This window comes from Streptomyces sp. NPDC007905 (assembly GCF_042959345.1).
Lineage (GTDB): Bacteria > Actinomycetota > Actinomycetes > Streptomycetales > Streptomycetaceae > Streptomyces.
In genome coordinates this window covers 117,443-141,680 of record NZ_JBIBKS010000016.1, presented here as the reverse complement: position 1 = coordinate 141,680, position 24,238 = coordinate 117,443, and the positions used below count along the sequence as shown (strand labels likewise).

The window sequence follows — 24,238 nt, the reverse complement described above, 5'->3', positions numbered from 1 at the left end:
GTACGGCACCTTAGTGAGCTACTGCTCGGACTTCCCCACCTGGTCCGAGGTCTCCTCCTCCACCTCGGCCATCGCCGGGTCGAGCAGACGGGAGAGGAAGTGGCGGGTGCGGTCGTGCCGGGGACTGCCGATGACCTGGTCGGGGCTGCCGTCCTCGACGATCACGCCACCGTCCATGAAGACGACCCGGTCGGCGACCTCGCGGGCGAAGGTCATCTCGTGTGTGACCACCATCATGGTCATGCCCTCCTCCGCGAGCCTGCGCATCACGGCGAGGACGTCCCCGACGAGTTCCGGGTCGAGCGCGGAGGTCGGCTCGTCGAACAGCATCACCTCGGGGCCCATGGCGAGCGCGCGGGCGATGGCCACGCGCTGCTGCTGGCCGCCGGAGAGGGAGGACGGGTAGGCGTCCGCCTTCTCGGACAGGCCGACCCTGGCCAGGTTCTCGGCGGCGATCCTCGCGGCCGCCGCCTTGCCGCGCCCGAGGACCCGTCGCTGCGGGAGCGTGAGGTTCTCGGTGACGTTGAGATGCGGGAACAGGTTGAACTGCTGGAAGACCATGCCGATACGGCGGCGTACGGCGTCGATGTCGACGTCCGGGTCGGTGATCTCGGTGTCGCCGACGAAGACCTGGCCCTTGGTGGGCTCTTCCAGCAGGTTGACGCAGCGCAGCAGGGTCGACTTGCCGGAGCCGGACGGGCCGATGACGCAGACGACCTCGCCCTGGCCGATCTCCAGGTCGATGCCGCGCAGCACCTCGTTGTCGCCGAAGGACTTGTGCAGCGCGCGTACCTGAATCTCCGGGCGGCTCACCGGATCGCCTCCTGGGCCTTGGACTCCATGCGGCGCACGACATAGCTGAGCGGGATCGTCACCAGCAGGTAGCACAGGCCCGCGACCAGGATCGGCGTGGAGTTGGCGGTCGTACTGGCCAGGTCCCGGCCGTACTTGGACAGTTCACGTTCCTCCAGCGTGACGCCGAGGAACAGCACCAGCGAGGAGTCCTTGAAGAGCAGGACCAGTTCGTTGGTGAGCGGGGGCAGGATGATGCGGAAGGCCTGCGGGATGATGATCGAGACCATGGCCCGGGCGGCCGAGAAGCCCAGTGACCGGGCCGCCTCCGTCTGTCCCTTGGGCACGGCCTGGATGCCCGCGCGGATCGTCTCGGCCATGTACGCGGCCGAGACCAGTCCGAGCGCGATGGCGACCTTGCCGTACGTGCCGCCGGGGATCTCCGTGCCCGGGAAGGCGAGCGGGACGGCGACGCCGACGAAGATGAAGATAAGCAGCGCGGGCAGGCCCCGGAAGATCTCGATGTAGACGCCCGCCAGCCAGCGGTACGGCCCCACCGAGGACAGCCGCATCAGCGCGACGACCATGCCGAGGACGAGCCCGACGACGAAGCCGGACAGGGTGTAGAGCACGGTGTTCTTCAGCGCCAGCGTGATGACCTCGGGGAACATCTGCCGGGCGATGTCAACCTGGGCGAACTGGTTCTGCAGCCGGCCCCAGTCCGCCGTGACCGCGAAGGCGAGCACGGCGGCGACGAAGACGGCGTACTGCACGCCCCGGGACAGCCGGCGCTTCTGGCGCCGGGTCAGTCCCTTCCTCTTCGGCTGGACCTGTACGTCGGCTTCGGTCATGAGGCGGCCGGAGAGGCCACGGAGGCGTCGTAGGGGCCGATCCACTTCTCGTACAGCTTCTTGTACGTGCCGTCGGCCTTGGCGTCCTTGATCGCCTTGTTGACGGCGGCGAGCAGGGCGGTGTTGCCCTTCTTCACCGTGAAGCCGTACTGCTCACCGGTCTTGAGGTTGTCCACGACCTTGAAGGCGTCGGCGTTGGCCTTGTCCTTCAGCCAGCCCTGGACGACCGGGTAGTCGATGACGACCGCCTGGACCTGGCCGGTGCGCAGGCCGTTGAGGACCGCGTCGGAGGACTCGAAGGAGATCGGGTCGTAGCCCTTGCTCTTGACGTAGTCCTCACCGGTGGTCTGCGCCTGGGCACCGAGCTTCTTGCCCTTGGCCTTTACGTCCGCGAGCGAGTTGACACCGCTCTTCTTGTCGACGAGGACGGCCTGGGTGGCGTCGAAGTACGGGTCGGAGAAGTCGACGTTCTTCTTACGCTCGGCGGTGATCGTCATGCCGGCGGCGGCCAGGTCGCACTGGCCGGAGTTGAGGAACGCGCCGGTCTTGAAGTTCTCGAACGGCGTGTCGAGGATCTGCTGCTTGACGCCCAGGTCCTTGGCGACGAGGTCGATGAGGGAGACGTCGAAGCCCTGCACCTTGCCGTTGATCTCCGACTGGAACGGCGGGTAGGGCAGATGGGTGCAGGTGGTCAGCTGACCGCCCTTGACGAGGTGGACCCCCTTGACGGTGGTCTTGCCGCTCCCCGAGTCGCTGGAGGAACAGCCGGCGACGAGCACGAGCCCGGCCGTCGCGGTGGTGGCGGCCAGAAGGCGGGTCCGGCGCCCGAGGAGCGTTTTCATGGGGGATCTCCCTGTGGGGGAACGGTGGGTTCCGATTATAAGGAAGAGTTTGAGTCTCTCAAATCAAACCGATGGTCACGGGGTCGTTCGCCCTGAGATCGATGGAGTTGACACCCCGAGAGCTACCCCGAGAACGAGGAGAGCACCGCCGTGACCCACCCCTTCCTCGATCTGCCCCCGCTCAGTACCGAGCGATTCGCCGCCATCGAGGACCGGGTGACCCGGCTGCTGGACACCCGGCAGGACGTCGTGATCACGCAGGGCGAGGCGCTGCTTCCGCTGGAGGGGGCGATCCGTGCGGCGGCCGGTCCCGCGCGGTGGCCCTCAACGTGATCACGGGCCCCTACGGGCAGAACTTCGGCAACGGGCTCCGGGACCGCGGCGCGAGAGTGTACGACCTCTCGGTACCCTGCCACGCGGCGGTGACGGCCGCCCGGGTCCGGGAGGCCTTCGCCGAGCACCCGGAGATCGACTTCGTCTCCCTCGTCCACGCGGAGGCGGCGACCGGCAACACCAATCCGGTCGCGGAGATCGGCGAGGCGGTGCGGAAACAGGGCGCGCTGTTCTCCCTGGACGCCGTCGCCTCCGTAGGCGCCGAGCCGGTGCTGCCGGACGCGTGGGGCGTGGACCTGTGCGTGATCGGGGCCCAGAAGGCCATGGGCGGACCGGCGGGTGTGTCGGCGATCTCGGTGAGCGAGCGGGCGTGGGCCCGCATGGCGGCCGACCCGGACGCCCCGCGCCGCTCCCACCTCTCCCTCCTCGACCGGAAGCAGCGCTGGATCGACGGCGGCCGCACAGCGCTGCCGCACGCTCCCGCGCAGCTGGAGATGCCGGCGCTGGAGGCGTGTCCGGAGCGGATCGAGTCGGCGGCCCCGCAGCCGGTGATGGCCCGGCACGCCTCCGCCGCCACGGCGCCCCGGGCGGGCGCGGCGGCCGTGGGCGGCCTGGAGCCGTACGTGTACGAGGCGCGGGACGCGGCCCCGGTCGCCACCACCCTGCGGGTCTCCCCCGGGCTGGTGGCCTCGGAGCTGGTGGCCCGGGCCCTGGAGAGCGACCCCGCGCTGCGCCTGGCCGCCGGCGGTGGCGACCTGGCCAAGGACATGATCCGGGTCAACCACTACGGCCCCGCCGCGACCCCGGCCGCCGTGCACGGCTCCCTGACGGCCCTCGGCACGGCTCCGACCGAGCGGGGGCTGACCGGTGGACCTGGCCGGGGCCCGCCGCGCGGCGGACGCGGCCTGCCGGTAGCCGCAGGTGTCCGGGAAAGAGCGACCCGCGCCTTTCGCACGGTCCGTTTTCGTCACCCGAGTCAGAATTCAAATGAGCTTCACAATTCCTGCGAATTCATTCGGCGATAGCTTCCCGTCTTCTTCTGCCCGGTTTTTGCGAGGCTAAACAACGAGTTTCCGCGTGGATTTCCGGGCTGTGACGGACTCCACAAGCGGGGGTTTTTGTCCCGATTTCGACTGGGGTAAGTCGGTCATATCGCCAATCACGACGTCCGTCTCGATCGACTCGCCCGTGCATTCCTGAATTTGCCTCGCTAAATTCGTGCCGCATGACTGCCGCACCAGCAGACCTGCTCATCGACCGACCGGCGGTGACCGACGGAGCCACGCTCTGGCGTCTCGCCAAGGAATCGAAAACCCTCGACCTGAACTCCTCGTACAGCTATCTGCTGTGGTGTCGGGATTTCGCCGCCACCTCGGCGGTGGCGCGCGGCGCGGACGGCGAGCCCGTCGGTTTCGTCACCGGGTACGTGCGGCCCGACGACCCCACCACCCTGCTCGTCTGGCAGGTCGCCGTCGACGCCGCCCACCGGGGTCACGGCATCGCCGCCGCGCTGCTGGACGGGCTGACCGCCCGGCTCGCCGCAGAGCGCGGGATCACCGGCATCGAGACCACCATCACCCCCGGGAACACCGCCTCCGAGCGCCTGTTCACCTCGTTCGCCGCCCGCCACGGCGCGGACCTCGCCCGCGAGGTGCTGTTCCCCGCCGGGCTCTTCCCGGACGGTCCGCACGAACCCGAAGTCCTGTACCGCATAGGCCCGTTCACCCCCACCACCTCGCACTGAGGAGCGATTCACCGTGACCATCACCCAGCCCGACCTCAGCGTCTTCGAGACCCTCGAGTCCGAGGTGCGCAGCTACTGCCGCGGCTGGCCCACCGTGTTCGACCGTGCGCAGGGCAGCCGGATGTACGACGAGGACGGCCACGCGTACCTGGACTTCTTCGCCGGGGCCGGCTCACTCAACTACGGGCACAACAACCCGGTCCTGAAACGGGCGTTGATCGACTACCTGTCCCGGGACGGCGTCACCCACGGCCTGGACATGTCGACCACGGCCAAGCGGTCCTTCCTGCAGACCTTCCAGGACCTGGTGCTGCGCCCGCGCGACCTGCCGTACAAGGTCATGTTCCCGGGCCCGACCGGCACCAACGCGGTGGAGTCGGCGCTGAAGCTCGCCCGCAAGGTGAAGGGGCGGGAGGCGATCGTCTCCTTCACCAACGCCTTCCACGGCATGTCGCTGGGCTCCCTCGCCGTCACCGGCAACGCCTTCAAACGGGCCGGCGCCGGTGTCCCGCTGGTGCACGGCACGCCGATGCCGTTCGACAACTACTTCGACGGCAAGGTCCCGGACTTCCTCTGGTTCGAGCGGCTGCTCGAGGACCAGGGCTCCGGGCTCAACAAGCCCGCCGCCGTGATCGTGGAGACCGTGCAGGGCGAGGGCGGCATCAACGTCGCGCGCCCGGAGTGGCTGCGCGCCCTCAAGGAGCTGTGCGAGCGGCAGGACATGCTGCTGATCGTCGACGACATCCAGATGGGCTGCGGTCGCACGGGCGCCTTCTTCTCCTTCGAGGAGGCGGGCATCACGCCCGACATCGTCACGGTCTCCAAGTCGATCAGCGGGTACGGGCTGCCGATGTCGCTGTGCCTGTTCACGCCCGAGCTCGACATCTGGGAGCCGGGCGAGCACAACGGCACCTTCCGCGGCAACAACCCCGCGTTCGTCACCGCCACCGCGGCCCTGGAGACGTACTGGACCGACGGCTCCGCCATGGAGAAGCAGACCCGCGCCCGCGGCGAGCAGGTGGAGCAGGCGCTGATCTCCATCACCGAGGAGAACCTCGCCGACGTACGGGAGTACCGCGGGCGCGGCCTTGTGTGGGGCATGGAGTTCCATGACAAGGCGCGGGCCTCACGAGTGGCCCGGCGGGCCTTCGAACTCGGGCTGCTGATCGAGACGTCCGGGCCGGAGGGCGAGGTCGTCAAGCTGCTGCCCGCCCTCACCGTCACCCCCGACGAGCTGGACGAGGGCCTCAGCGTCCTCGCCCGCGCCGTCCGCGAAACCGCCTGACACCCACCGCCGAGGAGGAAGCACAGCACCGTGATCGTCCGATCGTTCAAGGACATCGAAGGCACCGACCGGCACGTCAGGGCGGAGTCCGGCACCTGGGAGAGCAAGCGGATCGTCCTCGCCAAGGAGCGGGTCGGCTTCTCCCTGCACGAGACCATCCTGTACGCCGGGACCGAGACGTCGATGTGGTACGCCAACCACATCGAGGCCGTCGTCTGCACCAAGGGCGAGGCCGAACTCACCGACCACGAGGCCGGGAAGACGTACACGATCACCCCCGGCACCATGTACCTCCTCGACGGGCACGAGCGGCACACGCTGCGCGTCAAGGAGGACTTCCACTGCATCTGCGTGTTCAACCCGCCCGTCACCGGACGGGAGGACCACGACGAGAACGGCGTCTACCCGCTGCTCACCGAGCCCGAGGAGGTGTGACACCCATGACCACTGTCACCGACCTGTACCCCAGCCGCGGAACGAGCGAAGTGACCGTCCCGCGCCAGGACCCGGTCGTCTGGGGCTCCCCGGACACGCCCGGCCCGATCTCGACGGCCGACCTGCACGCGTATGAGCGGGACGGCTTCCTCGCCGTCGACCAGCTGATCACCCCCGACGAGGTCGAGGTCTACCGGCAGGAACTGGACCGGCTGGTCTCCGACCCGGCGATCCGGGCCGACGAGCGCTCGATCGTCGAGCCGAAGTCGAAGGAGATCCGCTCGGTCTTCGAAGTGCACCGGATCAGCGAGGTGTTCGCGAAGCTGGTGCGCGATCCGCGGGTGGTCGGCCGCGCCCGGCAGATCCTCGGCTCGGACGTGTACGTCCACCAGTCGCGGATCAACGTCAAGCCGGGCTTCGGTGCGAGCGGCTTCTACTGGCACTCGGACTTCGAGACTTGGCACGCCGAGGACGGCCTGCCGAACATGCGCACGGTGTCCGTCTCGATCGCCCTGACCGAGAACTACGACACCAACGGCGGGCTCATGATCATGCCGGGCTCGCACCGGACGTTCCTGGGCTGCGCCGGTGCCACGCCCACGGACAACTACAAGAAGTCGCTGCAGATGCAGGACGCGGGCACCCCCTCCGACGAGGCGCTGACCAAGCTGGCGGGCGAGTACGGCATCCGGCTGTTCACGGGCAGGGCCGGCTCGGCGACCTGGTTCGACTGCAACTGCATGCACGGCTCCGGCGACAACATCACGCCGTTCCCGCGCAGCAACGTCTTCATCGTCTTCAACAGCGCGGAGAACAAGGCGGTGGAGCCGTTCGCGGCACCGGTGCGCCGACCGGAGTTCATCGGCGCGCGGGACTTCACTCCGGTGAAGTGACCGCCTGAGACCATCGGCCGGGGCCTCCACGTGTGGGACGGGGGGCCCCGGCCCGGTCATGTCAGCCGGACAGCGCAGCCAGCAGGCGGTCCACGTCGGCGGCGGTGTTGTAGAGGTGGAAGGCCGCGCGCAGGTTGCCCGCGCGGTTGGAGACCTCGATGCCCCTCTCGCTCAGCTCCGGCTGCCGGGAACCGAGTCCGGGCACCGAGACGATCGCCGAGCCGGGAGCGGGCAGGGGCTCGTGGCCGAGGTCCCCGAGTCCGGCGCGGAACCGGTCGGCCAGGGCCACGTCGTACGCGTGGATCGCCGCCACGCCGAGCTCCTCGACGAGGGCGAGGGAACGGCGCAGGCCCGCGAAAGTGAACAGCGCATGGGTGAGGTCGAACCGCCGGGCGGAGTGGGCGAGTTCGGCCACCGGGCCGTAACAGCTGTCCCACGGCTTCTCGGCCGCGACCCAGCCCGCGAGCACCGGCGTCAGGCCGCCGAGGTCCTCGGGGACCGTGAGGAAGGCCGCCCCGTGCGGGCCGAGCAGCCACTTGAAGGAGACCGCGGCGGTGAAATCGTAGGCGTCCGCGTTCACGGGCAGCCAGCCGGCGGCCTGGGAGAAGTCGACATAGGTGCGCGCGCCGTGCTCGCGGGCGGCCTCGCGCAGGGCGGCCAGGTCGGCAACGCGTCCGTCGGCGGACTGGGCGGCACTGACCGCGACCAGCGCGGTGCCCGGACGGACGGACTCGGCGAGGCGCTCCAGCGGGACCGTGCGGACCTTGAGGTCGCCGCGGACGTGGAAGGGGTTCAGCACGGAGGTGAAGTCGTCCTCGGCGGTGAGAACTTCGGCGCCCGCCGGCAGCGAGGCGGCGATCACCCCGGTGTGCGCGGCGACCGAGGCGCCCGCCGCGACCCGGGTGGCCGGGACTCCGGCGAGCCGGGCGTACCCGGCCCGGCAGGCCTCGACGTCCTCGTACAGCGGGGTCAGCGGCCGGCCCTCGGCCCGCAGCAGCGCCGCCTCGTGCAGGGCGGCGACGGTGCGGGCCGGCAGCAGGCCGTTGCCGGCGGTGTTGAGGTAGGTGCTGCTGGGGGCGAACTCGGCGCGGACGAGGCTCTCGAACGTCTCCGTGGTCTCCATGGGACCACTCTGCGGCCCCACGAAGTGGTAGTCCATTGCGCTTTTTTCCATGGAACCGCTCAGGAACCCTTATACGTCCGCGCCGACCTGCGGTTTCTCACTGCTGCGGCACCGCGCACCCGTCCGGGCCGCAGGCCGCACCGTCCCCTTGGTCACCCTGGTCGACCGGCCTGAGCGGGGAACGCCCGCCCCAGGCCTGGCTCAGGGCCTGGGTGAAGACCTCGGTGGGCTGGGCGCCGGAGACGCCGTACGTGCGGTCCAGGACGAAGAAGGGGACACCGTTCGCGCCGAGCCGGGCGGCCTCGCGCTCGTCGGCGCGGACCTCGTCGGCGTAGGCGGCCGGGTCGGCGAGCACCTTGCGGGCGGCCTCGGCGTCCAGGCCGGCCTCGACGGCCAGCTCCACCAGCCGCTCGTCGCCCTCGGTGAACACCGACCGCTCGTCGGCGAAGTTGGCCCGGTACAGGATCTGGATCAGCTCGTCCTGCCTGCCCCGCTCCTTGGCGAAGTGCAGCAGACGGTGCATGTCGAAGGTGCTGCCGTGGTCGCGGCCCCGGGTGCGGTAGTCCAGGCCCTCGGCGGCGGCCTGGGCGCCCAGGTTCTCCTCGCCGGCCTGGGCCTGCGCCTCGCTCATGCCGTACTTCCTGGTGAGCATGGTGATCACCGGCTGGACGTCGCCTTTGGCGCGGCCCGGGTCCAGCTCGAAGGAGCGGTGCACCACCTCGACCTCGTCGCGGTGCGGGAAGGCAGCCAGCGCCTTCTCGAAGCGGGCCTTGCCCACGTAGCACCAGGGGCAGGCGATGTCGCTCCAGATCTCGACGCGCATGTCTTCGGCTCTCCAGGTCGTACGGGCGCGGAGGCTCTCTCCGCCCGGTACGTGAACGTTCAAACAGCGGCGATCATTCCCGCGTTCCTTCCCGGGGCACGCAGTAGCGCAGGAAGCGGTGGTGGTCGCCCTCGGCGGGAGGGTTCTCCGGGTCGGGGAGCCAGCCCTGGCGGGCGTAGAAGGCCTGGGCCCGCCGGTTGTCCACGTGCACGTCGAGTACGGCCGTGCGCTTGCCGTCGGCCCGCCACTCCTCCACGCAGGCCGCGTGCAGGGCCGTGCCGATGCCGGCGCGCCAGTGACCGGGGTCGACGTGGAACTGGAACAGCTTGACCGTATCCGCGGGGGCGCCGTCCGGGGTGCGGAAGGAGGCGATGCCGACGATCCGGCCCCGCTCGACCGCGCACAGGACATGAGCGTTCGGCCGCTCGATGGAACCGCGCCAGGCCTCGGCCCAGTCGACGTCGGCCTGCGGGACGCCGTCCGGGTAGTAGGTCGAACGGGCCCGGACGTGCAGATCGGCGATGACCTCGGCTTCGGCGGGCAGGGCGGTGCGGATCACGAGAGCGTGGTGCACGCGTTCACTGATCATGCAACGGAGGACGTGAGGGCACAGGCTCCGGTTCCGCGGCGGCTGAACCGGGCGCGGTAGGCGCTGCGGGCCTCGCGGGGCGCCACGGCGCGCGGCTGCCGATGCCGGTGGGGCAGGGGCCGGCCGCCCCTGGGGCTGCTCGTCCCGCTGTACGTCGGCGCCCGCGCGCCGCCGGCTCTGGTGGCCGTGCTCCTCGTCCCGCCGGTGCCGGGCCGCGCGCCGGCGGGGCCGCCGCCGACCACCGCGATGACGGACGCCGTACCCGCCGGGCGGGCGGGGCGGGCGGGGCGGGCGGCCGGGGTGCTCGACGCGGCGCGGGAGGTGGCCGCAGGGCGTGATCCGCGGTGGTCGGGGCGCTGGTCGCCGGCGGCTTCGAGGCCGTGTGCGGCTGAGCCCGGCCATCGGCGCGGCGCCGCTCGCGGTGACGTTCGCCCTCAGCTTCCGTCTCTCAGGTCGCTCGGCCAGGCGGGCCTGAACTCGATGTGGTCGTAGGTGACCACGCAGCCCTCCCCCAGCGGCGACTGGGTCATGAAGCCGACGAGCGCCGCGCCGGTCTCCTTCTCCTCGCCGAGGGTGAAGAGCCGGACGAAGGTCCAGCGCGCACCGTCCCGGGAGGCGTGGAAGGCGAAGGCCCGCCCGGTCCTGCTGATCCGCAGCCATACCGAACTCCCTTCCACGGTGAAGGAGTTCGCGTCGTCGGAGTGTCCCCGGGTGACCACCGTGCAGACGGTGGGCACGTCCGGGGAGTACTCCAGGCAGAGCTTGGCCCAGGCGCGTTCGCCGACGTGGACGTAGAGGACCCCGGCGTCGAAGGACGCGCTGAACCCGACGGTGACGCGCGCGATCAGCTGGAAGTCGCCCTCGGGCGCCCCCAGCAGCCGGGGTGCGTCGCAGGCGGGCTCCCGAGCCTCACCGGTGGGCGGGACGAACCGGTCCTGCCGGGGCCCGGCCCACCCGGTCAGTACGCCGTCCTCGTGGGACCAGTGGCCGTCGGGGCCGTAGGTCCGAAGGGGGAAGGGGAGTTCGGGAAGCTCTATGTCCATCGCCGGATTCTCGCAGACCGCGACACGGCGCGCCCCGGCGGCGCTACCGCTCCAAGACCCCGTTGAACCGGCGAGGAAGCCCCAGCGGATTGCCGTCCTTCAGCTCGGCCGGCAGCAACGCCTCGGGCGCGTTCTGATAGACAACCGGCCGCAGCCACCGCTCGATGGCCGTACCACCCACGGAAGTGGACGTGGAGGTCGTCGCGGGGTAGGGCCCACCGTGGTGCTGGGCCGGAGCCACGGCCACTCCCGTCGGCCACCCGTTCACCAGCACGCGTCCGGCCAGCGGAGTCAGCTCGGCGAGGATGTCCGCACCCCGCCCCTGGCCGGAGGCCTCTTCGCCGGACAGGTGGACCGTCGCCGTCAGGTTGCCCGGCAGCCGCGACAGAACCGCCGTCACCTCGCCCTCGTCCTCGTACCGGACCACCACGGTGACCGGCCCGAAGCACTCCTCCAGGAGCAGGTCGTACGCCCCCTCCTCGGCCAGCCTGCTCGCCGGCACCGTGAGGAACCCGGCGCTGACCGTGTGCTCGCCGCCCGCTCCCGGAGCGACCGGCGTCTCCACCTCGGGCAGCTGCGCCCGCTCGGCGACGCCCGCGATGAAATTGTCCCGCATGCGGTGGTCGAGGAGGACGCCCGCGCCGGTGTCGCCGACGGCGTCCGCGAGGGCCTTGACGAGCCCGTCGCCCGCCGCGCCGGACGGCACCAGCACCAGGCCCGGCTTGACGCAGAACTGGCCGACGCCGAGGGTCATGGACCCGGCGAGCCCGGACCCGATCTCCTCCGCGCGCTCGGCAGCCGCGGCCTCGGTCACCACCACCGGGTTCAACGAGCCCAGCTCACCGTGGAACGGGATCGGCACCGGACGTGCGGCGGCCGCGTCGAACAGGGCGCGTCCGCCACGCACGGAACCGGTGAAGCCCGCGGCGGCGACCAGCGGGTGCTTGATCAGCTCCACGCCCGCCTCGAAGCCGTGCACGAGGCCGACGACGCCCTCGGGGATCCCGTGCTCGGCGGCGGCCCGGCGCAGGACCTCCGCGACCAGCCCGGACAGGGCCGGGTGGTCGGGGTGGGCCTTGACGACGACCGGGCAGCCGGCGGCGAGCGCGCTCGCGGTGTCGCCGCCGGCCACGGAGAAGGCGAAGGGGAAGTTGGAGGCGGAGTAGACGGCCACGACGCCGAGCGGGACCTTGTAGCGGCGCAGGTCCGGGATGGGCGGGGTGACGGTGTCGTCGGGGTGGTCGATGATGACGTCCAGGAAGGCGCCCTCGTCGACCAGGTCGGCGAAGGCCCGCAACTGGTACGACGTCCGGGCGAGTTCGCCGGTCAGCCGGACCGGGCCGAGGGCGGTCTCGGCGTCGGCGGTCTCGATCAGGCCGTCCTTGGCCGCGTCCAGGCCGGCGGCGGCCGAGCGGAGGAAGGCGGAGCGGACGGTGCGGTCGGCCAGGACACCGCGCGCGGCGCGCGCCGCCCGGACGGCCGCGTCCACCTCCTGGGCTGTGGCCTCCACCGCAACCTGCTCGCGTTGCTTCCCCGTGCGCGGGTCGACACTCCAGACTGGTGCTGCTGCCACCGCGGGTCCCTCCGACTAAGGCCGCATTTCCTGGGTCAACCATCAGCCGCGTTCGATATACTGAACACTGTCTCTGATGATGAATTCGCTGCTCGGAGACTATATAGCTAGGTCCTCGTCGAACGAAGGGGTCAGGGGCGATGTCGGCAGGCGAGACAGGCGGCGGGGCTCAGGTCAAGTCCGCGGTGCGAACCGTTGAATTGCTCGAGTACTTCGCCGGCAAGCCCGGTATGCACTCGCTCGCGGCCGTCCAGGAGGCCATGGGCTATCCCAAGTCCAGCCTGTACATGCTGCTGCGCACCCTCGTGGAGCTGGGCTGGGTGGAGACGGACGCGACGGGGACGCGGTACGGCATCGGGGTGCGGGCGCTGCTGGTGGGCACGTCCTACATCGACGGCGACGAGGTGGTGGCGGCGGCCCGGCCGACCCTCGACCGCCTCTCCGACGACACCACGGAGACCATCCACCTGGCCCGTCTCGACGGCACGAACGTCGTCTACCTGGCCACCCGCCAGTCGCAGCACTACTTGCGCCCCTTCACCCGGGTGGGCCGGCGCCTGCCCGCCCACTCCACCTCCCTCGGCAAGGCGCTGCTCGCCACGCACACCGACGAGCAGGTCCGCAAGCTGCTGCCGGAGACGCTGCCCGCCCTCACCGAGCACACGACCACCGACCGCGAGAAGCTGATCGAGGAACTGCACCAGGTCCGCGAGCAGGGCTTCGCCGTCGACCGCGAGGAGAACACGCTGGGGCTGCGCTGCTTCGGTGTGGCGATCCCGTACCGCACCCCCGCCCGCGACGCCATCAGCTGCTCGGTCCCGGTGGCCCGGCTGACCCCCGCCCACGAGCAGATGATCAAGGACGCGTTGTTCGACGCACGGGACCGGCTGACGCTGGCGACACGTCGGCTCTGAGCACCTGGAGACGGCGCGTGGCGGACGCGTAGGCTCTGGCCCATGGAGATCGCGCTGCGTGCCGTCGAGGACAGCGATCTGCCGGTCTTCTTCCGGCAGATGACCGATCCCGCGGCCCTCCGGATGGCCGCGTTCGGCCCGAAGGACCCTGCCGACAGAGATGCCTTCGAGGCCCGTTGGCGGCGCATCCGGGCCTCCGCCGACGTGTTGCGCACGGTCCTGGCCGACGGCGACGTGGTGGGCAGCGCGGCGGTCTACGGGGAGCCCGGCGAGCGCGAGGTGACGTACTGGATCGAGCGGGCGTACTGGGGACGGGGCGTGGCGACGGCGGCCCTGCGCGCCCTGCTCGCGGAGGTGCCCGAACGCCCGCTGTACGCCCGCGCCGCCGCCGACAACGCCGGATCGCTGCGGGTGCTGGAGAAGTGCGGCTTCCGCGAGCGCGCGCGGGCGCGGGGGTTCGCCAACGGGCGCGGGGCGGAGATCGACGAGGTGATCCTGACGCTGGAGGAGTGACCCTCGCCCGTCCGGCGGAGGCGGATCGTCCGCGCGCACGCGGTGAACGCGCGGGCCGGCGCGGGAGCGTTGGGGGCCGACCTCCGCAACCGCGGCCGCCCCGGCCCCCGTTGCCCGTACCCCCTGCCGAGCCCGGCCCGGAGGGGGTCGGCGAGGCGGCGGCCGGTCCCGAGGCGGTGTCCGCCGTCCGGTGAGCCGCGCCCCGACGTCGGCCTGAGGGACGTCCGTATGCCGGAGGCCGACGGCATCCGGGCCACGAGCGGATCCTCGCGGCCCTCGGCCAACCGCGCCGGGTCGTGGCCGTGACCACGTTCGGGAACGACTCCCCCGTGCACGACGCGCTGCGCGCCGGAGCCGCCTGGTTCCCGCTGAAGCGGGTGGACGCCGACGCGCTCGCGCAGGCGGTACGGCTGGTCGCGCGGAGCGCCTGCTGTTCCCATCGGCCGTACGGGCCCTCGCGTCCCCGCACACGCGCCGGGCCCCGCACCCCCGGCGTGGGTGAGAGCAGGCTCACGGGGCGCGAGAGCGAGGTGCTGCGGCACAGGGCCGCCGGGCCGACCGACGCGGCGATGGCCCGGCGCTTGGACGTCGGCCCCGCCACCGTGACGTCGCACGTAGCGGCGGTACCGGCCAGGACGGGCACCCGGGACCGGACACAGGCGGTGATCGCCGCGTGCGAGGCCGGCTTTCTGAACGCGCGATGAGAAAAGGGGGCGTAGGGGAACGATTGCCCCGGTCCCGATCGTCTTCACGGGCGGGATGAACAAGACGATCAGGCGGGCGTCCGTCTTCGCCCTGCTCCTCGTGCTCGCTCTGCTGGTCAGGGCGACCTGGGTGCAGTTCTACGACGGCAAGGCCCTCGCGGAAGACAACGACAACCGGCGGAACGCGATCGAGACGTACTCACAGCCGCTCGGGAACATCATCGTGGCCGGGAACTCGATCACCGGCTCGGCACGGACGAAGGGCGGCGACCTCGCGTACAAGCGGACGTACAGGAACGGCACGCTGTACGCGGCGGTGACGGGCTACGCCTCGCAGGCCTACGCACCGACCCAGCTGGAGGGCATCTACGCGGACCTGCTCAACGGCACGGACAACCAGCTGAAGACCGTGATGGACACGATCACCGGTGAGCGCGCCGAGCCGGGCAACGTGCTCACGACCATCGACCCCGCCGTGCAGAAGGCGGCGTACGACGCGCTCGGCGGCAACAAGGGCGCGGCCGTCGCCATCGACCCGAAGACCGGCAAGATCCTCGCGGTGGTGTCGACCCCGTCGTACGACCCCTCGCAGCTCACCGACGCGAACACGGCCGGGGCGGCCTGGAAGAAGCTGAACGCGGACAAGGACAAGCCGCTCACCAACCGCGCGTTGCGCCAGCCGCTGCCGCCGGGCTCCACGTTCAAGCTGGTCGTGGCGGCGGCCGCGCTGGAGGACGGGCTGTACGAGAACGTGGGCGACCCCACCGACAGCCCCGACCCGTACACACTGCCCGGTACGACGAGGGTGCTGTCGAACGAGAACAAGTCGGCTCCGTGCAGGAACGCCTCGATCCGCACCGCCCTGCGGTACTCCTGCAACAACGTCTTCGGCAGGATGGCCGTCCGGCTCGGGCAGGACAAGGTGAAGGCCATGGCCGAGAAGTTCGGCTTCAACGACGCCGCGCAGGACGTGCCGGTACGGGCCTACGCCAGCGTGTACCCGTCGGGCATGGACAAGGCCCAGACCGCCCTCTCCGGCATCGGCCAGTTCGACGTCACCGCGACCCCGCTCCAGATGGCCATGGTGTCGGCGGCCATTGCCAACGGCGGGAAATCGGTGTCGCCGCACATGGTCGCGCGGATCACCGACAGTGGCGGTGATGTGGTGAAGGACTACGACGACAGCGCGAGCACACGGCAGATCGTCAGCGCCGGCACGGCCGAGCAGTTGCAGTCGGCGATGGAGACGGTGGTCAAGGACGGCACCGGTACGAACGCGCTGATCGACGGGGTGACCGTGGGCGGCAAGACCGGTACCGCGCAGCACGGTGAGAACAACAGCAAGACGCCGTACGCCTGGTTCACGTCCTACGGCAAGTCGGACAGCAGCGGCAAGGAGGTCGCTGTCGCCGTGATGGTCGAGCAGTCCGATGCGGCTCGGTCGGAGGTCAGCGGCAACGGATTGGCGGCGCCGGTGGCCAGGGCGATGATGCGGGCGGCACTCGAGTAGGTGCGCACGCAGGGGGCGGTTCTGCGGAACCGCCCCCCAGGGCCCCCTTGGGCCTGTCCGGCGGATCATGCCGGAATCGCGGGGCATGGCACGCCCGTCCGTACCGGCAAGACACCGTTGCCCGGAGCCGGCCTGATCCGCCGGACAGACCCTCGACCTCACTTGACTCCGAGGATCTGCTCCACCGGGTCGATCGCGAAGTAGACGAGGAACAGCGCCGACACGGCCCACAGCAGCCAGTTGACCTCCTTGGCCTTGCCGAGGACCGTCTTGATGAGCACGTAGGACAGGAAGCCCGCGCCGATGCCGTCGGTGATGGAGTACGTGAACGGCATCGCGGCGATGGTGAGGAACGCCGGGATGGCGATCTCGTACTTGTCCCAGTCGATGTGCTTGACGTGGGTCATCATCAGGAAGCCCACCGCGATCAGCGCGGGCGCCGCCGCCTGCAGCGGAACGATCGTCAGCAGCGGGGTGAGGAAGAGCGCGAGGCCGAAGAGCCCGCCGGTGACCAGGTTGGCGAAACCGGTGCGGGCGCCCTCGCCGACACCGGCCGCGGACTCGATGTAGGCGGTGTTGGAGGAGGCGGAACCGACACCGCCGGCGACGGCGGCGGCGCCGTCGATGAACAGCACCCGGCCGATGCCGGGCACCTGCCCCTGCTCGTCGAGCAGTCCGGCCTCGGCGCTGATGCCGACGATCGTGCCCATGGCGTCGAAGAAGTCGGACAGGATCAGGGTGAAGACCAGCAGGACGGCGGTGAGCACGCCGGCCTTGGCGAAGCCGCCGAACAGGCTGAAGTGACCGATGAGCCCGAAGTCCGGGGCCGCGACGATCTTGTCAGGGACCTTCGGCGTGGTCAGGCCCCAGCTCTTGATGTCCGCGACGGCGTTGATGACGATCGCGACGACGGTCATCGTCACAATGCTGATGAGGATCGCGCCCTTCACCTTGCGGGCGAGCAGCGCGATGGTCAGCAGGACGCCGAGACAGAAGACGAGGACGGGCCAGCCGGTGAGGCGCCCGACGGCGCCGAGTTGCACGGGCACGGTGGTGTGCGCGACGTCCGGGATCCGGCTGACGAACCCGGCGTCCACAAAGCCGATGAAGGCGATGAACAGGCCGATGCCGACGCCGATGGCCTGCTTCAGCTGCTGCGGTATCGCGTTCATGATCGCCTTCCGGAGTCCGGTGACGACCAGGAGGCAGATGATCAGGCCTTCGAGGACGACGAGGCCCATCGCGTCCGCCCAGCTCATCAGCGGGGCCAGCTGGAAGGCGACGACGGCGTTGAGACCGAGCCCGGCGGCGATGGCGAGCGGGAGGTTGCCGCCGACGCCCATGATGATCGTCATCACACAGGCCACCAGCGCGGTGGCGGTGACGAGTTGGCCGGTGTCGAGGGAGTGGCCGAACTTGTCCTTGGCGCTGCCCAGGATGATCGGATTCAGGACAAGGATGTAGGCCATGGTGAAGAACGTGGCCAGACCGCCGCGTATCTCCCGGCCGAAGGTGGATCCCCGTTCGGAGATTCTGAAGTACCGGTCGACGCTGTTCCCAGCAGGTGGTGCGGCGCTCTGCCGTGGTTCCACCTTCTGCGTCTCGGACATGGTCGTACTCCTCGTTGCCTGATGAGCGGTGTGCGGATGCTGGCTGGATTGTTCCCCCGTTGAACCCGTTTCAGGTTTTCACCGTGTTACGGAATCGGGTTCGGTCCGCCATGCGGTGATCAAGGACGGGAAGACGTACTACCGGTTCACGAAGGACGAGCGGGATCCGAGCTCCGGCTCCCCGTGCTCGAAGTCCAGCACCGCGGAGAAGTCACGGGACCCGACCGGCACGTCGTACGACTTCGTCTCCGACCGCATCGGCAGCGGCTCGATCCAGCGGGGCGACGGGCCGGCGGTGTTCAGGCCGAACACCGGGAAGAAGTGGTCCCTGTTCATCGACGAGTACGGCCTGCGCGGTTACGTGCCCGTCGAGACCACCGATACCACCGATCTCGCGTCGGGCCAGTGGACGACGTCCACGGACTACGCGCTGCCCGCCGGCCCCCGTCACGGCACGGTACTGCCGTGACGGGGGCCGAGTACGAGCGGCTGCTCAGGACCTACGGGTGATCGTCAGGAGACGAAGTAGGTCGGGTTCGGCAGCTTGTACGTGCGGTCGGCGTACCCGCCGTCCAGGTCCGAGTACTGGTCGCCGAAGTTGGCGATGATCTCGTACCCGAGGTCGTCCTCGATGTGCTTGCGGGTGCCGGACTTGTACTGCACGGTCGTGCAGTTCCAGGCGCCCGGGGTGGCGCAGTCGCCCAGGTAGGCCGGCGGGTTGGCCTTGTCCTTGAGGAACATGTGGTCGGCGTCGAGGTTCACATCGGCGCCGATCTTCTTCAGGTTCTCGACGGCGGCGGTGCGCTGCGCCTCGCTGAGACCGGAGTTGTAGAAGACCTCGACGCCCTTGGACTCGGCGTACCGGACCAGCTCGGGGCTGCCGAACACGGCCGGACGGTCGGCCCTGTTCACGTAGTCGGCCCAGGTGGTGCCGTTGTACGTGTAGTTGTAGCGCTTCTCGTAGTCGAGGCTGAGCAACAGCGTGTCGTCGATGTCGAAGACGACGGCCGCCTTCTCGCCGTGCCGGTGCGCCTTGCGGGCCGTCTTGTCGATGTAGCGCCTGGCATCGGCGTCGATGCCCGCCAGGTCCTTGGCGTACGGGCTGTCCGGGGACGCCTGGTAGACGCCGTTGCTGTCGGCGGTGGTGCCGTAGTAGGTGTCGATGTCCTTCACCAGGAGCCCGATGTTGTAGGGCTCGTGGGTCGAGTTCGCCGTGGACGGACCGGCGGTGGCCGCGCCGGCCGCGTACAGGGCACCGCCCGCGACGGTACAGGCCGCGACGACGGCAGCCGCCCTGAGGGACTTCCGCATGGAAACTCCGGGATGTGTCGGTGATTGTTGCACCAGGTCACGCACTGTCTACGCGCATCACACCCGGAAAACGAGTCTTTTTATCCGATCGATACACTCCAATTCGGCCAGATGGCCGGGTCATTGGCACGGCGGGTCGTACGGCTCACCGGGGACGTACGCCGCCCACTCGGGCCTCGTGATCACGTCACCGATGCTCTTGCACGGGATGTACGTGAGGTCCGAGGCGTTGGTGTCCCAGACCTCAACGGTCTTGCCGCCGGCGGCCGGCAGGGGCCTCTTCCCCTGGGTGCTGTACGACAGGCCGCTTGAAACTCCCTGGGCTGTCGGTGTCGTAGGCGAAGGTGCCCTTGTAGACGGGACTTCTCGGGTTGCTCACGTCCCACAGCTCGATGTGCCCCAGGACCTCTCCCCTCGCATTGCCCAGATCACCGGAGCTTCCCCAGGTGAGGGTCCGGCCGTCCGGGCCGAAGGCGAGGTCCGCTCCCGAGCCGATCGTGCGCACCACGACCAGGCGTGTGGTGATCCGGCCGTTCTCGATCCGCCAAAGACGCGTGGTGTCCTTGCCGTCGGTGACGGCGAGCACTGTGCCGTCGGGCCGGAACGCGCTGTTCGACACGAGGGCGCCACGGGTGAGCCACCGGGTCGGCCGGCGCACCGGATGCCGCGGGTCCGCCGCTGTCCAGGAGAGCAGCCTCTCAGCGGTGTTGGCCACCGAAGCCCAGCATGAACAGGGCCGCCGGGGCGATCAGCAGGTACGGCAGCCTGCGCGGGGTCGCGGAGGCACGGCGCCGGGGTGGCGCGGGCGGTTTCACCACGGCTGCGGCTTGGGCCATGACTGTCCTCCGTTCACGGTGGGGAGGTGCCGCCCGAAGGGGGTCCGTGGCGCGGTGGTCGGGCGACGGACGGGCGGTGCAGCGGGAGACGGGAAGCGCTTGCTCTCTACACACGGGTGAGGGACCTCACCCGGTCGGGGGGTCAGCCGGCGTACGGGTCCGGCACCTTGCCCGGGCGGGCCAGGAACTCGAAGTCGCAGCCGGTGTCGGCCTGGGTGATCTGCTCGTTGTAGAGGGCGCCGTAGCCGCGCTCGTAACGGGCGGGTGGCGGTGTCCACTGGGCCCGCCTGCGCTCCAACTCCTCGTCGTCCACGTGGAGGTGGAGGGTTCGGGCCCCGACGTCCAGGGTGATGGGATCCCCGGTGCGCACCAGCGCCAGCGGGCCTCCGACGTACGACTCCGGTGCCACGTGCAGCACACAGGCCCCGTAACTGGTGCCGCTCATACGGGCGTCGGAGATGCGCACCATGTCCCGTACGCCCTGTCTGAGCAGGTGGTCGGGGATGGGGAGCATCCCGTACTCGGGCATGCCCGGGCCGCCCTTGGGCCCGGCGTTGCGGAGCACCAGCACACTGTCGGCGGTGATGCCGAGGGCGGGGTCGTCGATGGTGCGCTGCATCGTCCTGTAGTCGTCGAAGACGACCGCGGGGCCGGTGTGCTCGAGCAGGTGGGGCTCGGCGGCGATGTGCTTGATGACGGCGCCGTCCGGGCAGAGGTTGCCGCGCAGGACGGCGACCCCGCCCTCCCCGGCGGCCGGGTTGTCGCGGGTGCGGATGACGTCGTCGTTGTGTACCCGCGCGCCTCGCAGTTGCTCGCGCAGGGTGTCGTACGACACCGTCGGCCGGTCGAGGTGGAGCAGGTCCGGGATGCGGGAGAGGAAGCCGGGCAGGCCGCCCGCGAAGTGGAAGTCCTCCATCAGGTAGCGCTGTCCGCCGGGCCGGACGTCGGCGAGGACCGGGACCGTGCGGGCGATGCGGTCGAAGTCGTCCAGGGTCAGCCTCACCCCTGCCCGGCCCGCCATGGCGATCAGGTGGATCACGGCGTTGGTGGAGCCGCCGAGCCCGAGGACGGTGGTGACCGCGTCCTCGAAGGCCTCACGGGTGAGGATGTCGCTCGGCCTGCGGTCCTTGGCGACCAGTTCGACGATCGTCCGGCCCGCCCGGGCCGCCATCCGCTCGTGTCCCGAGTCCACCGCCGGGATGCTGGACGCGCCCGGCACGGTGACGCCGAGCGCCTCGGCGGCCGCGGTCAGCGTGGACGCCGTGCCCATGGTCATGCAGTGGCCGGGCGAGCGGGCCAGGCCGCTCTCCAGCTCGGTCATCTCGCAGTCGCCGATGAGGCCGGCCCGCTTGTCGTCCCAGTACTTCCACATGTCGGTGCCGGAGCCGAGGACCTCACCCCGCCAGTGGCCCGGGAGCATGGGCCCGGCCGGTACGAACACGGCCGGCAGGTCGGCGGAGGCGGCGCCCATGAGGAGGGCGGGGGTCGACTTGTCGCAGCCGCCCATGAGCACGGCGCCGTCGACGGGGTACGACCGCAGCAGTTCCTCGGTCTCCATCGCGAGCATGTTGCGGTAGAGCATCGGGGTCGGCTTCTGGAAGGTCTCGCTGAGGGTGGAGACCGGGAACTCCAGCGGGAAGCCGCCGGCCTGCCACACCCCGCGCTTGACGGCCTGGGCCCGGTCGCGCAGATGGACGTGGCAGGGGTTGATGTCGGACCAGGTGTTGAGGATGGCGACGGCCGGCTTGCCGAGGTGTTCCTCGGGCAGGTAGCCGAGCTGGCGGGTGCGGGCGCGGTGGCTGAAGGAGCGCAGGCCTTCGGTGCCGTACCACTGGTGGCTCCTCAGTTCCTCCGGGTTCCTGCGCGGCGCGTTCACAGGGACCATCCGGCGGCGATGGCGGCGACCTCGGCGCGCTCGTCCTCGGGCAGCGGCCTGCTCGGCGGGCGGACGTCCCTGCGGCACAGGCCGAGGGCGGCGAGGGCCTCCTTGACGACGGCGACGTTGTTGGCGGAACCGTGGGCGGCGCGCAGTTCCTCGAAGCGGCGGACGTGCTCCCAGACCTTCATGGCGGCCGGGTAGTCACCGGAGCGCAGTGCTTCGATCATGTGCAGCGGGACGGCCGGGGCGACGTTCACGAGGCCCGAGGTGAAGCCGGTGGCGCCGGCGGAGAAGTAGGAGGGGGCGTACGGTTCGGCGAGCCCGGCCACCCACACGAAGCGGTCCAGGCCGGCGTCCCGCGCGAAGGCCGCGAAGCGTGCGGCGTCCGGGACGGCGTACTTCACGCCGATGACGTTCGGGCAGTGGTCGGCGAGTTCGGTGAGGCGGGCGCCGGGCAGCTGGGCGTTGCGGATGTAGGGGACGACGCCGAGTTCGGGCACGGCCTCGGCGATGGCGCGGTGGTAGTCGACCCAGCCGGCGGCCGAGACGTACGGGTGCACGGGCTGGTGCACCATCACCATCCGGGCGCCGAGGCCGTGGGCGTGCCGGGCGGAGGCGATCGCGGTGGGCAGGTCGTGCCCGACACCCACGAGGATCACGGCACGGTCGCCGGCCTCGTCGACGGTCACCTCGGTGACCAGGCGGCGCTCTTCGGGGGTGAGGGCGTAGAACTCGCCGGTGTTGCCGTTCGGGGTGAGGGTGGTGATCCCGCCGTCGAGCAGGCGGCGCAGCAGGGCCCGGTGGGTGTCCTGCTCGACGGAGCCGTCCTCGGCGAAGGGAGTCACCGGGATGGCCACCACGTCGGCCAGGGCCGCCCGTTGGGTCTCGAACGTCAGGCTGCTCATGGATGACCTCCCTCTGGGTGGGGCTCGGGGAAAGCTCGCCGCACGAAGGACGCGATGTGGGCGTGCAGGGCGCTCGCGGCGCCGGCCGCGTCGCCGTCCAGCGCGAGCCGCAGGATCTCCCGGTGCTCGGCGGCCTCCCGCTCCCAGGAGGGGTCGGCCGCCCAGGCGACGGCCGAGACGAGCGCCGCCTGGTCGCGGACCTCGTCCAGCATCCGGCCGAGCAGCGGGTTGCCGCACGGCAGGTAGAGGGCGCGGTGGAACTCGCGGTTGGCGAGGGAGCGTTCGGCGGCGTCGGTGGCGGCGTCGGCCCGGGTGAGCGCGTCGCGGGCGGCGTCGAGGGGCGCCCCGCGCCGCACCGCCCGGCGCAGGGCTTCGGGTTCCAGCAGCAGCCGCACGTCGTAGACCTCGCGCGCCATGTCCGCGTCCACCATGCGCACCGTGACGCCCTTGTACTGGCTCATCACGACGAGACCGGTCCCGGCGAGGGTCTTCAGCGCCTCTCGAACCGGGGTCTTGGACACCCCGAACTGCGCGGCCAGCGCCGTCTCGACCAGGGCCTGGCCGGGCGTCAGCCGCCCCGTCAGGATGCGGTGTCTGATCGCGTCCAGCACGTACTGCGTGCGGGACGGGATCGGGATGGGCACAGAGGTCATGCGGCCCTCTCGGATCTCACATATCGCGTCTCATATATGACGTACGAAGTACGACGCGGTTGAAGGTAGGAAGGGGCCCGTGTTTCGTCAATGCTTCTGACAAAGGAAGTCGAGGCGGCTGGGGCCGGGAGAGAACGGCGATGCCGGGCCGGGCGGTTCAGAGGGTGTGGGTGTCGCCCTCGACGGCGGTGCGGGTCGGCCGGCCCGAGGCGACGGCGGCACGCCCGGTCGCCGCTTCCCTGGTGAGCGTGGGTCCGACGTGGGTGACGAGCAGCTCCCGTACGCGCGCGTCACGGGCGACGCGCCCGGCGTCCTCCGGCGTCAGATGAACCTGTTGGAACTGTTCGCGTTCGTGATGCGCGTCGATGTCCGCCTCGCACAGGAACAGGTCGGCGCGGGAGGCGAGTTCGGTGAGCGCGGGGCAGGGGCCGCTGTCTCCCGAGTACGCCAGCACGCTGCCCTGGGACTCGGCGCGCAGTCCGTACGCCTCGGTGTCGTGGACGACGGCGCGGGTGGTCAGGCGGAGGTTCCAGTGCCGGACGTCGTGGCCGTCGTACAGGTCCCGGAAGTCGAAGAGGCCCTTCAGGAACTGGACGTCCGGGCGGCCGAAGAAGCCGGCCAGCCGCCGCGCGCAGTCCTGCGGCGCATACACGGGGATGGGTGCGGGCGGGGTCATCCCGCCGAAGGCGAAGGCGTAGGCGGCGGCGAGCAGGTCGGCGCTGTGGTCGGCGTGCAGATGCGAGATCCAGATCGCGGTGAGCCGGGCGGGGTCCGTGTGCCGCTGCAACGCGGCGAACGTACCGGGTCCCGCGTCCACCCACACCTCGGCTCCCCCACCGGACACCAGGTACCCGGAGCAGGGCCGGTCCGGGCCGGGGTGCGGCGAGGCGGTGCCGAGGACGGTGAGGGTGAGCGGCATAGCAGGGAGCGTACGACGCCCTGCGCCCTCCCCCGGCTCACTTGACCAAGTGGAATCCGGGGCGACGCGGCCGTTGCGGCGGGGAACGCGACGTCACCGACGTGACGGACGGCGCGGTCGGCGTCCAGGGCCCCCACGGCAGCCGCCCCGCACCCGGG

23 protein-coding genes and 3 pseudogenes are annotated in these 24,238 nt (G+C 70.6%); 10 read left to right on the top strand and 16 right to left on the bottom strand.

Annotated elements, in window-relative coordinates; all coding sequences use genetic code 11:
• Positions 1-18 precede the first annotated feature (18 nt).
• The 3 genes from ACFZDC_RS27290 to ACFZDC_RS27280 are packed head-to-tail and all read right to left on the bottom strand — an operon-like array spanning position 19 to position 2,485.
• Positions 19-813, bottom strand: a complete 795-nt coding sequence (locus ACFZDC_RS27290) for an ATP-binding cassette domain-containing protein (protein WP_391327978.1) — start codon at positions 811-813, stop codon at positions 19-21.
• Positions 810-1,643, bottom strand: a complete 834-nt coding sequence (locus ACFZDC_RS27285) for an ABC transporter permease subunit (protein WP_391327976.1) — start codon at positions 1,641-1,643, stop codon at positions 810-812. Before ACFZDC_RS27285 ends, ACFZDC_RS27290 begins: the two co-directional genes overlap by 4 nt.
• Positions 1,640-2,485 (bottom strand): transporter substrate-binding domain-containing protein, encoded by an 846-nt coding sequence (locus tag ACFZDC_RS27280; protein ID WP_391327975.1) that lies wholly within the window; start codon positions 2,483-2,485, stop codon positions 1,640-1,642. The genes ACFZDC_RS27285 and ACFZDC_RS27280 overlap by 4 nt, the downstream gene beginning before the upstream one ends.
• 150 nt (positions 2,486-2,635) lie before the next feature.
• On the opposite strand from ACFZDC_RS27280, the pseudogene ACFZDC_RS27275 reads away from it, so the two are divergent.
• From ACFZDC_RS27275 to thpD, 5 genes and pseudogenes are all read left to right on the top strand, one after another.
• Positions 2,636-3,733: pseudogene (locus ACFZDC_RS27275) on the top strand (aminotransferase class V-fold PLP-dependent enzyme).
• A 310-nt stretch (positions 3,734-4,043) separates the two neighbouring features.
• Positions 4,044-4,562 (top strand): diaminobutyrate acetyltransferase, encoded by a 519-nt coding sequence (gene ectA / locus ACFZDC_RS27270; protein WP_391327973.1) that lies wholly within the window; start codon positions 4,044-4,046, stop codon positions 4,560-4,562.
• 13 nt (positions 4,563-4,575) lie between these two features.
• Positions 4,576-5,847: a diaminobutyrate--2-oxoglutarate transaminase gene (gene ectB / locus ACFZDC_RS27265; protein ID WP_391327971.1), complete on the top strand. Its 1,272-nt coding sequence runs from the start codon at positions 4,576-4,578 to the stop codon at positions 5,845-5,847.
• 30 nt (positions 5,848-5,877) lie between these two features.
• On the top strand, positions 5,878-6,282 hold the full coding sequence (locus tag ACFZDC_RS27260) for an ectoine synthase (RefSeq protein ID WP_391327969.1): 405 nt from the start codon (positions 5,878-5,880) through the stop codon (positions 6,280-6,282).
• 5 nt (positions 6,283-6,287) lie between these two features.
• Complete coding sequence (thpD, locus tag ACFZDC_RS27255) at positions 6,288-7,175, top strand: ectoine hydroxylase (protein WP_391327968.1); 888 nt, start codon at positions 6,288-6,290, stop codon at positions 7,173-7,175.
• A gap of 61 nt (positions 7,176-7,236) precedes the next feature.
• Here the strand turns inward: thpD and ACFZDC_RS27250 are convergent, their stop codons facing one another.
• The 5 genes from ACFZDC_RS27250 to ACFZDC_RS27230 all read right to left on the bottom strand — a co-directional run bounded on the left by ACFZDC_RS27250 (position 7,237) and on the right by ACFZDC_RS27230 (position 12,326).
• Positions 7,237-8,298 (bottom strand): aminotransferase class V-fold PLP-dependent enzyme, encoded by a 1,062-nt coding sequence (locus tag ACFZDC_RS27250; protein WP_391327966.1) that lies wholly within the window; start codon positions 8,296-8,298, stop codon positions 7,237-7,239.
• A gap of 97 nt (positions 8,299-8,395) precedes the next feature.
• Entirely contained in the window at positions 8,396-9,121 is a 726-nt protein-coding gene (locus ACFZDC_RS27245) for a DsbA family protein (protein ID WP_391327964.1), read from the bottom strand.
• Positions 9,122-9,194: 73 nt separating this feature from the next.
• The gene (locus tag ACFZDC_RS27240) at positions 9,195-9,710 is read right to left on the bottom strand and encodes a GNAT family N-acetyltransferase (protein WP_391327962.1); all 516 of its coding nucleotides are present in this window, start codon (positions 9,708-9,710) and stop codon (positions 9,195-9,197) included.
• Between the two features lie 434 nt (positions 9,711-10,144).
• Positions 10,145-10,753 carry a DUF1349 domain-containing protein gene (locus tag ACFZDC_RS27235; RefSeq protein ID WP_391327960.1) on the bottom strand — a complete coding sequence of 203 codons (609 nt, stop codon included), beginning with the start codon at positions 10,751-10,753 and terminating at the stop codon, positions 10,145-10,147.
• Positions 10,754-10,796: 43 nt separating this feature from the next.
• Positions 10,797-12,326, bottom strand: a complete 1,530-nt coding sequence (locus ACFZDC_RS27230) for an aldehyde dehydrogenase family protein (protein ID WP_391327959.1) — start codon at positions 12,324-12,326, stop codon at positions 10,797-10,799.
• Positions 12,327-12,466: 140 nt separating this feature from the next.
• Between ACFZDC_RS27230 and ACFZDC_RS27225 the strand changes: the two genes are divergently transcribed.
• The 4 genes and pseudogenes from ACFZDC_RS27225 to ACFZDC_RS27210 all read left to right on the top strand — a co-directional run bounded on the left by ACFZDC_RS27225 (position 12,467) and on the right by ACFZDC_RS27210 (position 15,967).
• Positions 12,467-13,240, top strand: a complete 774-nt coding sequence (locus ACFZDC_RS27225) for an IclR family transcriptional regulator C-terminal domain-containing protein (RefSeq protein ID WP_391327957.1) — start codon at positions 12,467-12,469, stop codon at positions 13,238-13,240.
• Between the two features lie 42 nt (positions 13,241-13,282).
• Positions 13,283-13,753 carry a GNAT family N-acetyltransferase gene (locus ACFZDC_RS27220; protein WP_391327955.1) on the top strand — a complete coding sequence of 157 codons (471 nt, stop codon included), beginning with the start codon at positions 13,283-13,285 and terminating at the stop codon, positions 13,751-13,753.
• A gap of 125 nt (positions 13,754-13,878) precedes the next feature.
• Positions 13,879-14,457: pseudogene (locus tag ACFZDC_RS27215) on the top strand (response regulator); the annotation flags it as partial.
• A 55-nt stretch (positions 14,458-14,512) separates the two neighbouring features.
• Positions 14,513-15,967, top strand: a complete 1,455-nt coding sequence (locus ACFZDC_RS27210) for a penicillin-binding transpeptidase domain-containing protein (protein ID WP_391327953.1) — start codon at positions 14,513-14,515, stop codon at positions 15,965-15,967.
• A 158-nt stretch (positions 15,968-16,125) separates the two neighbouring features.
• Here ACFZDC_RS27210 and ACFZDC_RS27205 read toward each other — a convergent pair whose 3' ends face one another.
• Positions 16,126-17,577 carry a solute carrier family 23 protein gene (locus ACFZDC_RS27205; RefSeq protein WP_391327951.1) on the bottom strand — a complete coding sequence of 484 codons (1,452 nt, stop codon included), beginning with the start codon at positions 17,575-17,577 and terminating at the stop codon, positions 16,126-16,128.
• Positions 17,578-17,692: 115 nt separating this feature from the next.
• On the opposite strand from ACFZDC_RS27205, the pseudogene ACFZDC_RS27200 reads away from it, so the two are divergent.
• Positions 17,693-18,081, top strand: a pseudogene (locus tag ACFZDC_RS27200) (1,4-beta-xylanase); the annotation flags it as partial.
• Between the two features lie 9 nt (positions 18,082-18,090).
• On the opposite strand, the gene ACFZDC_RS27195 reads toward ACFZDC_RS27200, so the two are convergent.
• From ACFZDC_RS27195 to ACFZDC_RS27165, 7 genes are all read right to left on the bottom strand, one after another.
• Positions 18,091-18,888, bottom strand: a complete 798-nt coding sequence (locus ACFZDC_RS27195) for an HAD family acid phosphatase (protein WP_391327950.1) — start codon at positions 18,886-18,888, stop codon at positions 18,091-18,093.
• A gap of 244 nt (positions 18,889-19,132) precedes the next feature.
• Positions 19,133-19,603, bottom strand: a complete 471-nt coding sequence (locus ACFZDC_RS27190) for a hypothetical protein (RefSeq protein ID WP_391327948.1) — start codon at positions 19,601-19,603, stop codon at positions 19,133-19,135.
• Positions 19,587-19,724 carry a hypothetical protein gene (locus ACFZDC_RS27185; RefSeq protein ID WP_391327947.1) on the bottom strand — a complete coding sequence of 46 codons (138 nt, stop codon included), beginning with the start codon at positions 19,722-19,724 and terminating at the stop codon, positions 19,587-19,589. The genes ACFZDC_RS27190 and ACFZDC_RS27185 overlap by 17 nt, the downstream gene beginning before the upstream one ends.
• A 142-nt stretch (positions 19,725-19,866) precedes the next feature.
• Positions 19,867-21,609 carry an L-arabinonate dehydratase gene (araD, locus tag ACFZDC_RS27180; RefSeq protein WP_391327945.1) on the bottom strand — a complete coding sequence of 581 codons (1,743 nt, stop codon included), beginning with the start codon at positions 21,607-21,609 and terminating at the stop codon, positions 19,867-19,869.
• Positions 21,597-22,508 carry a dihydrodipicolinate synthase family protein gene (locus tag ACFZDC_RS27175; RefSeq protein WP_391327943.1) on the bottom strand — a complete coding sequence of 304 codons (912 nt, stop codon included), beginning with the start codon at positions 22,506-22,508 and terminating at the stop codon, positions 21,597-21,599. Before ACFZDC_RS27175 ends, araD begins: the two co-directional genes overlap by 13 nt.
• A complete protein-coding gene (locus tag ACFZDC_RS27170) occupies positions 22,505-23,161 on the bottom strand; it encodes an FCD domain-containing protein (protein ID WP_391327941.1) in 657 nt (218 codons plus the stop codon). Before ACFZDC_RS27170 ends, ACFZDC_RS27175 begins: the two co-directional genes overlap by 4 nt.
• A 157-nt stretch (positions 23,162-23,318) precedes the next feature.
• Positions 23,319-24,080 (bottom strand): MBL fold metallo-hydrolase, encoded by a 762-nt coding sequence (locus tag ACFZDC_RS27165; protein WP_391327939.1) that lies wholly within the window; start codon positions 24,078-24,080, stop codon positions 23,319-23,321.
• Positions 24,081-24,238 lie beyond the last annotated feature (158 nt).

Bases quoted from the DNA above. Each gene is read 5' to 3' on its own strand.
- ACFZDC_RS27225 (WP_391327957.1), top strand. From the start codon at position 12,467: ATGTCGGCAGGCGAGACAGGCGGCGGGGCTCAGGTCAAGTCCGCGGTG.
- ACFZDC_RS27250 (WP_391327966.1), bottom strand. From the start codon at position 8,298: ATGGAGACCACGGAGACGTTCGAGAGCCTCGTCCGCGCCGAGTTCGCC.
- ACFZDC_RS27245 (WP_391327964.1), bottom strand. From the start codon at position 9,121: ATGCGCGTCGAGATCTGGAGCGACATCGCCTGCCCCTGGTGCTACGTG.
- ACFZDC_RS27220 (WP_391327955.1), top strand. From the start codon at position 13,283: ATGGAGATCGCGCTGCGTGCCGTCGAGGACAGCGATCTGCCGGTCTTC.
- ACFZDC_RS27170 (WP_391327941.1), bottom strand. From the start codon at position 23,161: ATGACCTCTGTGCCCATCCCGATCCCGTCCCGCACGCAGTACGTGCTG.
- ectA (WP_391327973.1), top strand. From the start codon at position 4,044: ATGACTGCCGCACCAGCAGACCTGCTCATCGACCGACCGGCGGTGACC.
- ACFZDC_RS27235 (WP_391327960.1), bottom strand. From the start codon at position 10,753: ATGGACATAGAGCTTCCCGAACTCCCCTTCCCCCTTCGGACCTACGGC.
- ACFZDC_RS27165 (WP_391327939.1), bottom strand. From the start codon at position 24,080: ATGCCGCTCACCCTCACCGTCCTCGGCACCGCCTCGCCGCACCCCGGC.
- ACFZDC_RS27175 (WP_391327943.1), bottom strand. From the start codon at position 22,508: ATGAGCAGCCTGACGTTCGAGACCCAACGGGCGGCCCTGGCCGACGTG.
- ACFZDC_RS27240 (WP_391327962.1), bottom strand. From the start codon at position 9,710: ATGATCAGTGAACGCGTGCACCACGCTCTCGTGATCCGCACCGCCCTG.
- araD (WP_391327945.1), bottom strand. From the start codon at position 21,609: ATGGTCCCTGTGAACGCGCCGCGCAGGAACCCGGAGGAACTGAGGAGC.
- ACFZDC_RS27285 (WP_391327976.1), bottom strand. From the start codon at position 1,643: ATGACCGAAGCCGACGTACAGGTCCAGCCGAAGAGGAAGGGACTGACC.
- thpD (WP_391327968.1), top strand. From the start codon at position 6,288: ATGACCACTGTCACCGACCTGTACCCCAGCCGCGGAACGAGCGAAGTG.
- ACFZDC_RS27205 (WP_391327951.1), bottom strand. From the start codon at position 17,577: ATGTCCGAGACGCAGAAGGTGGAACCACGGCAGAGCGCCGCACCACCT.
- ACFZDC_RS27210 (WP_391327953.1), top strand. From the start codon at position 14,513: ATGAACAAGACGATCAGGCGGGCGTCCGTCTTCGCCCTGCTCCTCGTG.
- ACFZDC_RS27195 (WP_391327950.1), bottom strand. From the start codon at position 18,888: ATGCGGAAGTCCCTCAGGGCGGCTGCCGTCGTCGCGGCCTGTACCGTC.
- ACFZDC_RS27280 (WP_391327975.1), bottom strand. From the start codon at position 2,485: ATGAAAACGCTCCTCGGGCGCCGGACCCGCCTTCTGGCCGCCACCACC.
- ACFZDC_RS27185 (WP_391327947.1), bottom strand. From the start codon at position 19,724: ATGGCCCAAGCCGCAGCCGTGGTGAAACCGCCCGCGCCACCCCGGCGC.